General features: G+C 75.6%; 6 protein-coding genes. All 6 read left to right on the top strand.

Annotated elements, in window-relative coordinates:
* Positions 1-186 (top strand): hypothetical protein (locus WAA21_RS17535; protein WP_336924145.1); only part of this gene is annotated, 186 nt, incomplete at its 5' end.
* On the top strand, positions 183-2,126 hold the full coding sequence (locus tag WAA21_RS17530) for an LpqB family beta-propeller domain-containing protein (protein WP_336924144.1): 1,944 nt from the start codon (positions 183-185) through the stop codon (positions 2,124-2,126). The genes WAA21_RS17535 and WAA21_RS17530, both read left to right, overlap by 4 nt.
* An 89-nt stretch (positions 2,127-2,215) precedes the next feature.
* Positions 2,216-3,010, top strand: coding sequence for a phosphoribosyltransferase family protein (locus WAA21_RS17525; RefSeq protein ID WP_336924143.1), 795 nt, complete (start codon positions 2,216-2,218; stop codon positions 3,008-3,010).
* 254 nt (positions 3,011-3,264) lie between these two features.
* Positions 3,265-3,984, top strand: a complete 720-nt coding sequence (gene hpf, locus WAA21_RS17520; protein WP_336924142.1) for a ribosome hibernation-promoting factor, HPF/YfiA family — start codon at positions 3,265-3,267, stop codon at positions 3,982-3,984.
* A 144-nt stretch (positions 3,985-4,128) separates the two neighbouring features.
* Entirely contained in the window at positions 4,129-5,475 is a 1,347-nt protein-coding gene (locus tag WAA21_RS17515) for a winged helix-turn-helix domain-containing protein (RefSeq protein ID WP_336924141.1), read from the top strand.
* A 19-nt stretch (positions 5,476-5,494) separates the two neighbouring features.
* Positions 5,495-8,122 (top strand): preprotein translocase subunit SecA (gene secA, locus WAA21_RS17510; RefSeq protein WP_442893315.1); only part of this gene is annotated, 2,628 nt, incomplete at its 3' end.

Raw genomic sequence — 8,122 nt, 5'->3', positions numbered from 1 at the left:
CTTGGCCTCCGACTTGCCGCCGCTGCCGGCGGACCCCGCACGGACAGCGCGCTCGGTCCCGGCGGCCACGACGGCGCCGGCGGGCCGGCCGTCCCGAGCCCCGCGCCTCCCGACGGCACGCCGCCGGCCCCCGTGGGTGGCGCCCGCGGCGGCCCGGGGGCGGCGTCGCACGAGGTCGTGCGGTGACACGGCCCACCACGCGTCCGGGCGACACCGCCACCGGTGCGCCCCACCGCCCGCGGGTGCTCGCCGCGCTCGTCGCCGCGCTCGCGCTGCTCCTCGCCGGCTGCGCGAGCCTGCCGACGAGCGGCCGGGTCGTCGCCGGCGGCGACGTCGACCAGCAGGGCGTGCGCCAGGCGCTCCGCGTGGTCGCCGACGGCCCCGCGCCGGGCGCCGACGAGGAGGAGGTCGTGTCCGGCTTCCTCGCCGCGGTCGCCGGTCTCGACGACTTCGCGGTCGCGCGGGAGTTCCTCGCGCCCGACGCGCAGGCGTGGCGCCCGGGCGACCGCACGGTCGTGTACGAGGGCGCCCCGACGGCCGTCGCCGACGTCGAGGGGGACACCGCCACCGTCACCGTCACCGCGCCGGTCGTCGCGCGCATCGACGGCAACGGCCGCTACACCGCGCAGGCCCCGACCCCCGAGGAGCAGCGCTACGAGCTGGTCCGCGTCGACGGGGAGTGGCGGATCGCCGACCTGCCCGTGGGTGTCCTCGTGAGCCAGGTGGACGCCGACCGCGTGCTCACCCCCTACGGCGTGTACTTCCCGGACCCGACGGGGCGCTACCTCGTGCCGGACGTGCGGTGGTTCCCGCAGCTGTCGAGCTCGGCCACCTCGCTCGTGCGCGCGCTGCTCGCCGGACCCAGCGCCCCGTACCTCGGGGCGCTGTCGACCGCGGTCCCGCAGGGGACCCGGCTCGGCCTCGCGACGGTGCCCGTGGAGAACGGCGTCGCGACGGTCGACCTCACCGAGGACGTGCTCGACGCCGAGAGCGCCGAGCGGGCCCTGCTCCTCGCCCAGCTACGGCAGACGCTGCGCGCGGTCCCGGGGGTGACGACGGTGGCGGTCACCGTCGAGGGCTCGCCGGTCGACGAGCCGCTGACCCCCGAGCTCGGCGCCGACCAGCTGCGGGTCGACCCGACCGTCGACGACCGCGTCCTCGTGCTCGGACCCCCGCCGGTCGCGACCGAGGAGACCGAGGCGGCGGGGGCGACGCCGGACGGGCCCGCTGACGGTGCCGACGGGGACGCGGCGGCGGGCGCGGAGGACGCCGGCGCGACGGACGCCGGGGCCGCCGCCGGCGGGGAGGAGGTCCCGGTGGTCGACCCGGTCCTCGGGCCCGACGGCCGCCCGCTCGCGCCGGAGGGCTGGCAGCTGCTGCGTCTCGACCTCGACGGCGGACAGGTGGTGGAGGGGACCGAGGCGCTCGCGGACCTCGTCGCGACCGGCATCGCGGCCTCGCCCGACGGCAGCACGTACGCGGGGCTGGACGCCGACCGCAGCTCGATGTGGGTGCAGCAGCCGGGGGCGCCGCCGGTCGAGCTCGTGACCGGTGCGTCGCTGACCCGGCCCTCCTTCGACCCGCTGCCGCTGTCGTCGGTGTGGACGGTGACCGCCGGTGAGGCCGACGGTCCGCCCCGCGTCCTCGCCTCCGCGGCCACCGTGCAGGAGGTGGACGCGCGCTGGCTGCGCCCCGGCGACGAGGTGCGCGCCCTGCGGGTCAGCCGCGACGGCGCCCGCGTCCTCGTCGTCGTCGCCCGCGCCGACGGCTCCGTCGTGGCGGAGGTCCGGGGCGTGCGCCGCGACCCGGCGGGACGGCCCGAGTCGTTGTCCCAGGCGTCGTTCACCGTCGCGCCGCAGCTCGTCGACGCCGTCGACGCCGCCTGGGTGAGCGACGACCAGGTCGTCGTGCTCGGCCGGGAGGGGGAGGAGCCCCTGCGCCCGGTGCTCGCGCGGGTCGGCGGCGAGTCGACGCCGCTGGCGCCCGCGCCGGGTGCCGTGTCGGTGTCGGCGGGCTTCGGTGAGCGCTCGATCGTCGTCGGCACCGAGGAGGGCACGGTCCTGCGGCGCTCGGGCAGCCTGTGGCTCGACGGCCCGGTGGGGGTCTCGCCCGCCCACCGCGGCTGAGCGGCCCGACGCCCGTCCACAGGGCACCGGCGTCGTCCACCGGCCCCACCGTCGCAGGGTGCGGGCCCCAGCGGGGGCACGGTGGGACGGTGCACCCGCCCCACCGCGGCCCGGACCGTGCCGACCCGGCCGGGCGACGGCTCGCGAGCCCGGTCACGGGGCTGCTCGGCGGGCTCGCCGCCGTGCTCGTCCCGCTGCGCTGCCCCGGCTGCGGGCGCGACGACGTCGCGGTGTGCGGCACCTGCCGGGAGCGGGTCCTCGGCGGGCCGCTGCGCCGGCGCGTGCTCGCCGACGGCACGCTCGTCGTCGCCTCGTCCCCCTGGCGGGGACCGGCGGCCGGGCTCGTCGGCGCCCTCAAGGAGCGGGGCCGGGACGACGCCCTGCCCGTGCTCGGGCTCGCCCTCGCCCGCGCCGTCGCGGGGGTCGCCTGGCCCGCGGAGGCTGCCGACGGGGCCGCCGACGGTGTTGACGGTGTCGACGGTGTCGACGGTGTCGACGACGGTGTCCCGCGAGGCGGCGTCCTCCTCGTGCCCCCGCCGTCGTCGTGGCGCTCCCGCCGCGCCCGGGCAGGGGCACGTCCGGCCGAGGGGCTGGCCCGCTCGGCCGCCGCGTCGCTGCGGGCCGCGGGCGGGTCGGTGACCGCCCGGTCCCTGCTGCGGGCCGTCCGTCCCGTGCGGGACCAGGCCGGCCTGGACCGGCGGGAGCGGTCCGCCAACGTCGAGGGGGCCTACCGCGCCCGCCCGCTCCCAGCGGCGCTCGCGACGGCACGCGTGGTCGTGGTCGACGACGTCGTGACGAGCGGCGCGACGGTCCTCGAGGCGGCGCGCGCCCTGCGGGCCGCGGGCGCCGACGTCCTGGGGGCGGCCGTCGTCGCGACCGCCTGAGGACCGCCCCGCGGCCACCCGACGGACACGCCACCCCGGACTTCACGTCCCGGTGCAGGGGTACTAACGTTCCGTCATGGAGCAGGCCGCGGTCCCGGGGACCGCGGCCTCCTGCGTCCTCGGAGCGGTGCGCGAGTGCCGCCGGGGGGTGGTCGGCCGGTCCTGAGCGTGAGCGGCGCCGTTCCCGGGAGGGCGGCCGCGAGGCCTCGGACCACCACCTGGCTGTCCCGTCACCCCACGACCCAGGAGGTTCCATGGACGTCACCGTGACCGCACGACACACCTCTGTGTCCGACCGGTTCCGTCGCCACCTCGAGGAGAAGGTCGAGAAGGTGGAGCAGTTGTGCCCTCGCTGCCACCGCGTCGACGTGGTCGTGAGCGAGGAGAAGAACCCTCGCCTCACCGCCGCGTCCCACCGGATCGAGCTCACCGTCCACAGCAGAGGACCCGTCGTGCGCGGTGAGGCGTGCGCCGGGGACCCGTACGCGGCGCTCGACCTCGCGCTCGCGAAGCTGTACGAACGGCTCAGGCGGTCGCGGGACCGGAGGAAGGTGCATCACGGGCGGCACGCCCCGGAGTCCCTCTCGTACGCCAGCGCCCGCTGGGACGGCATCGACCTGCAGTCGCCGCGCGACCTGTCGGCGCAGCCGCTCGACGGCCACGACGACGCCGCACCCGCCCAGGACGACGAGGTGCCGGACGACGCGTCCGCCGCGGGCGGCGACCTCGACGGCTCGCCCGTCGAGATCCGCGAGAAGGTCCACCCCGCCGTGCCGATGACGACCGAGCAGGCGCTGTACGAGATGGAGCTCGTCGGTCACGACTTCTACCTCTTCGTCGACGCCGACACCGGCTCCCCGAGCGCGATGTACCGCCGCAAGGGCTGGAGCTACGGCGTCGTGCGCCTGGGTGACCCGTCCGCGGGCGAGGACGCGGAGCGCAGCAGCGGGGTGCCGGTGATGGCCGCCGACTGACGGCCGGGCACCTCCCGCGCGACGGCGCGCCCCCGGGCCGGCGCCGCGCACACGACGGCGGAGGCCGGGACCTCACGGGGTCCCGGCCTCCCGTGCGTCGGGCCGCGCGGCACCGGTGTCGGGACGGGCTGCCACGATCGGCGCGTGACAGCACCCGAGCGGCCGGTGCGGCCGGTGCGGCGCCTGCGGCGCGACCAGGCGGTGCGGCTGGCCCTCGCGGGCCAGGGCCTGCTGCCGACCTCGCCGCGCCCAGGGCCGACCACGGACCGCGGCCACGTGCGCCGCCTCGTGCAGCGCACCGGAGCCGTGCAGGTCGACTCGGTCAACGTCGTCGCGCGTGCCCACCTGCTGCCCGTCCGGGCCCGGCTCGGCGGCTACCGGCCGCCCGTCCTCGACGACGCGCTCTCAGCGGCGGGGCGCCGGCGTCCCGTGGCCTGGGAGTACTGGGGCCACGAGGCGTCGTACGTGTCCGCCGAGGTCCTCGCGGCGCTGCGCTGGCGCATGCGCGCGGCCGAGGAACGGGCCTGGGGCGGCATGAAGGAGGTGTCGCGCCGCCGGCCGGAGCTCCTCGACGCCGTCGTCGACGCCCTGGGCGACGGCCCGCTCACCGCCCGGCAGCTGCAGCTGCTGCTGGAGCCGGGCCACCGCCGGCGCACCGAGCACTGGGGGTGGAACTGGAGCGATGTCAAGCGCGCCGTCGAGATGGCGTTCTGGTCCGGACGGGTGGCGAGCGCCGGCCGCACCGCCCAGTTCGAGCGCCGCTACGACCTGCCCGAGCGCGTGTGGCCGGAGGAGGCGCTCCGCACGCCGTGGCCGAACCTGCCGGACGCGGCGCGCGTCCTCGTGGACCGTGCCGCCCGCGCCCACGGCGTCGCGGCCCTCGACGACCTGCGGGACTACTTCCGGCTGCCGCCGGAGGCGACCCGGGCGGCGGTCGCCGACCTCGTCGAGGCCGGCGTGCTCGAACCGGTCGAGGTCGAGGGCTGGGGCGTGCCCGCGTGGCGGCACTCCGAGGTGCCGCTGCCGCGTGCCACGTCGGTCGCGGACGGCCCCGGGTGGCTGCTCGCGCCCTTCGACCCCCTCGTGTGGCACCGGCCCCGCCTCGAGCGGCTCCTCGGCTTCCGCTACCGCCTGGAGATCTACGTGCCCGCGCCGCGCCGCGTCCACGGCTACTACGTGCTGCCGTTCCTGCACCGTGGCCGCCTCGTCGCGCGGGTCGACCTCAAGGCGGACCGGGCGCGCGGCGTGCTCCGCGTGCGCTCGTCGTGGGGCGAGCCGGGCACCGACGGCGACGACGTGCGGGCCCTGGCCGCCGAGTGCGCCGCGCTCGGGGCGTGGCTCGGCTGCCCGTCGGTCGAGGTCGACGACATCGGTGACCTGTCGCGCCCGCTGGCCCGGGCCGTCGCCGCCGACCCCGCCGCCGACCCGGCCGCCGACCCGGCCGCCGACCCGGCCGGCGGCCCCCCGGGCGGCGACGGGCCGCCCGGGTGAGGCAGGTCGGACGTCTACCATGCAGCGCGTGGGACTCATCGACCGCATGCTGCGGGTGGGCGAAGGCAAGATCCTCCGTCGCCTGACCAAGATCGCCGAGCAGGTCAACGCCATCGAGGACGACTTCGTCGCCATGAGCGACGAGGAGCTCCGGGGCGAGACCGACCGCTTCAAGGAGCGGCTGGCGGACGGGGCCACCCTCGAGCAGATCATGCCGGAGGCCTTCGCGGCCGTCCGCGAGGCGGCCAAGCGGACGCTCGGGTTCCGCCACTTCGACGTGCAGCTGATGGGCGGGGCGGCACTGCACCTCGGCAACATCGCCGAGATGAAGACCGGTGAGGGCAAGACCCTCGTCGCGACGCTGCCGGCCTACCTCAACGCGCTCACCGGACGCGGCGTCCACGTCGTCACGGTCAACGACTACCTCGCGCGCTACCAGAGCGACCTGATGGGCCGCGTCTACCGCTTCCTCGGCATGGAGACCGGCGTCATCCTCAACGGGCAGACCCCGGCGGAGCGCCGCGAGATGTACGCCGCCGACATCACGTACGGCACCAACAACGAGTTCGGCTTCGACTACCTGCGCGACAACATGGCGCAGAGCCTGCAGAACCTCGTCCAGCGCGACCACTACTTCGCGATCGTCGACGAGGTCGACTCGATCCTCATCGACGAGGCCCGCACCCCGCTCATCATCTCCGGGCCCGTCGAGCAGCCGCAGAAGTGGTACGCCGAGTTCGCCTCGCTCGCGCGGCGCATGGACGCGGAGACGCACTACGAGGTCGACGAGAAGAAGCGCACGGTCGGCGTCACCGAGGAGGGCATCGCGCTGGTGGAGGACCACCTCGGCGTGGAGAACCTCTACGAGTCCGAGAACACGCCGCTCATCGGCTTCCTCAACAACGCCGTCAAGGCGAAGGAGCTGTACAAGCGCGACAAGGACTACGTCGTCATCGACGGCAACGTCAACATCGTCGACGAGCACACCGGGCGCATGCTGCCCGGGCGCCGCTACAGCGAGGGCATGCACCAGGCCATCGAGGCCAAGGAGGGCGTGCCGATCCAGCGCGAGAACCAGACGCTCGCCTCCATCACGCTGCAGAACTACTTCCGCATGTACGACAAGCTCGCCGGCATGACGGGCACCGCCCAGACCGAGGCGACGGAGTTCAGCCAGATCTACGGCATGGGCGTCGTGGAGATCCCCACGAACAAGCCGATGGTCCGCTCCGACGAGGTCGACGTCGTCTACAAGAACGACGAGGCGAAGTACCGCGCGATCATCAAGGACATCGTCGCCTGCCACGAGAGCGGCCAGCCCGTGCTCGTCGGCACCACGAGCGTCGAGAAGTCCGAGCGGGTCTCGCGCGCCCTCACCGAGCAGGGCATCGCGCACGAGGTGCTCAACGCCAAGCAGCACGAGCGGGAGGCCGCGGTCGTCGCGATGGCCGGTCGGCCCGGCGCCGTCACCGTCGCCACGAACATGGCGGGGCGCGGCACCGACATCATGCTCGGCGGCAACGCCGAGTTCATGGCCGTCGAGGCGATGCGCGCCCGCGGCCTGGACCCCAACGAGGACCCCGAGGCGTACGAGGCCGCGTGGCCTGAGGAGCTGGACAGGGCGAAGACGGCGGTCGCCGCCGATGCCGAGAAGGTCCTCGCCGCGGGCGGGCTGTACGTGCTCGGCACCGAGCGCCACGAGTCCCGCCGCATCGACAACCAGCTGCGCGGGCGCTCGGGCCGACAGGGCGACCCCGGCCTCAGCCAGTTCTACCTCGCGCTGTCCGACGACCTCATGCGCATGTTCAACTCCGGCCTCGTCGAGCAGCTGCTCGACCGGACGGGGGTGTCGGAGGACGAGCCCATCAACTCCAAGATGGTCGCCCGGTCGATCGAGAGCGCGCAGAAGCAGGTCGAGGCGCGCAACTTCGAGATCCGCAAGAACGTCCTCAAGTACGACGACGTCCTCAACATGCAGCGCACGGTCATCTACGCCGAGCGCCGCCGCGTGCTGGAGCACGCCGACCTCGGCGACGAGCTGCGCCACTTCGCCACCGACGTCGTCGAGGGCTACGTGCGGGCCGCCACCACCGAGTCCCACCCCGACGAGTGGGACCTCGACGTGCTGTGGCAGCAGCTGCGCGCCCTGTACCCGGTCGGCGTGGAGCGCGAGGAGGTCGTCGAGGAGCACGGCGACGGCCTCACCGCGCAGGTCCTCGTCGACGAGCTCACCGCCGACGTGCGCCTCGCCTACGACGCGCGCGAGGAGGAGATGACGCCCGCGCTCATGCGGCAGCTCGAGCGGCGCGTGGTGCTCGGCGTGATCGACCGCAAGTGGCGCGAGCACCTGTACGAGATGGACTACCTGCAGGACGGCATCGGCCTGCGCGCGATGGCCCAGCGCAACCCGCTCGTGGAGTACCAGCGCGAGGGCTACGACATGTTCCAGGCCATGACCGAGGGCATCAAGGAGGAGACGGTCCGCCTCGTCTTCGCCGCCCAGCTCACCGCCGCCCCGCCGCGTCCGCCCGCGGGCGTCGAGGTCGTCGACGGCGAGGGCGGCGAGCCGGTCACCGTCGGGGCGCCGCAGCCGGGCCCGTCGCAGCAGGCCGCCGGGGCGAGCGCGCAGGGCGCGCCCGCCGCGGCC

The sequence above is a fragment of the Aquipuribacter sp. SD81 genome, from assembly GCF_037153975.1.
GTDB lineage: Bacteria > Actinomycetota > Actinomycetes > Actinomycetales > JBBAYJ01 > Aquipuribacter.
This window is presented reverse-complemented; position numbering and strand designations above follow the sequence as displayed.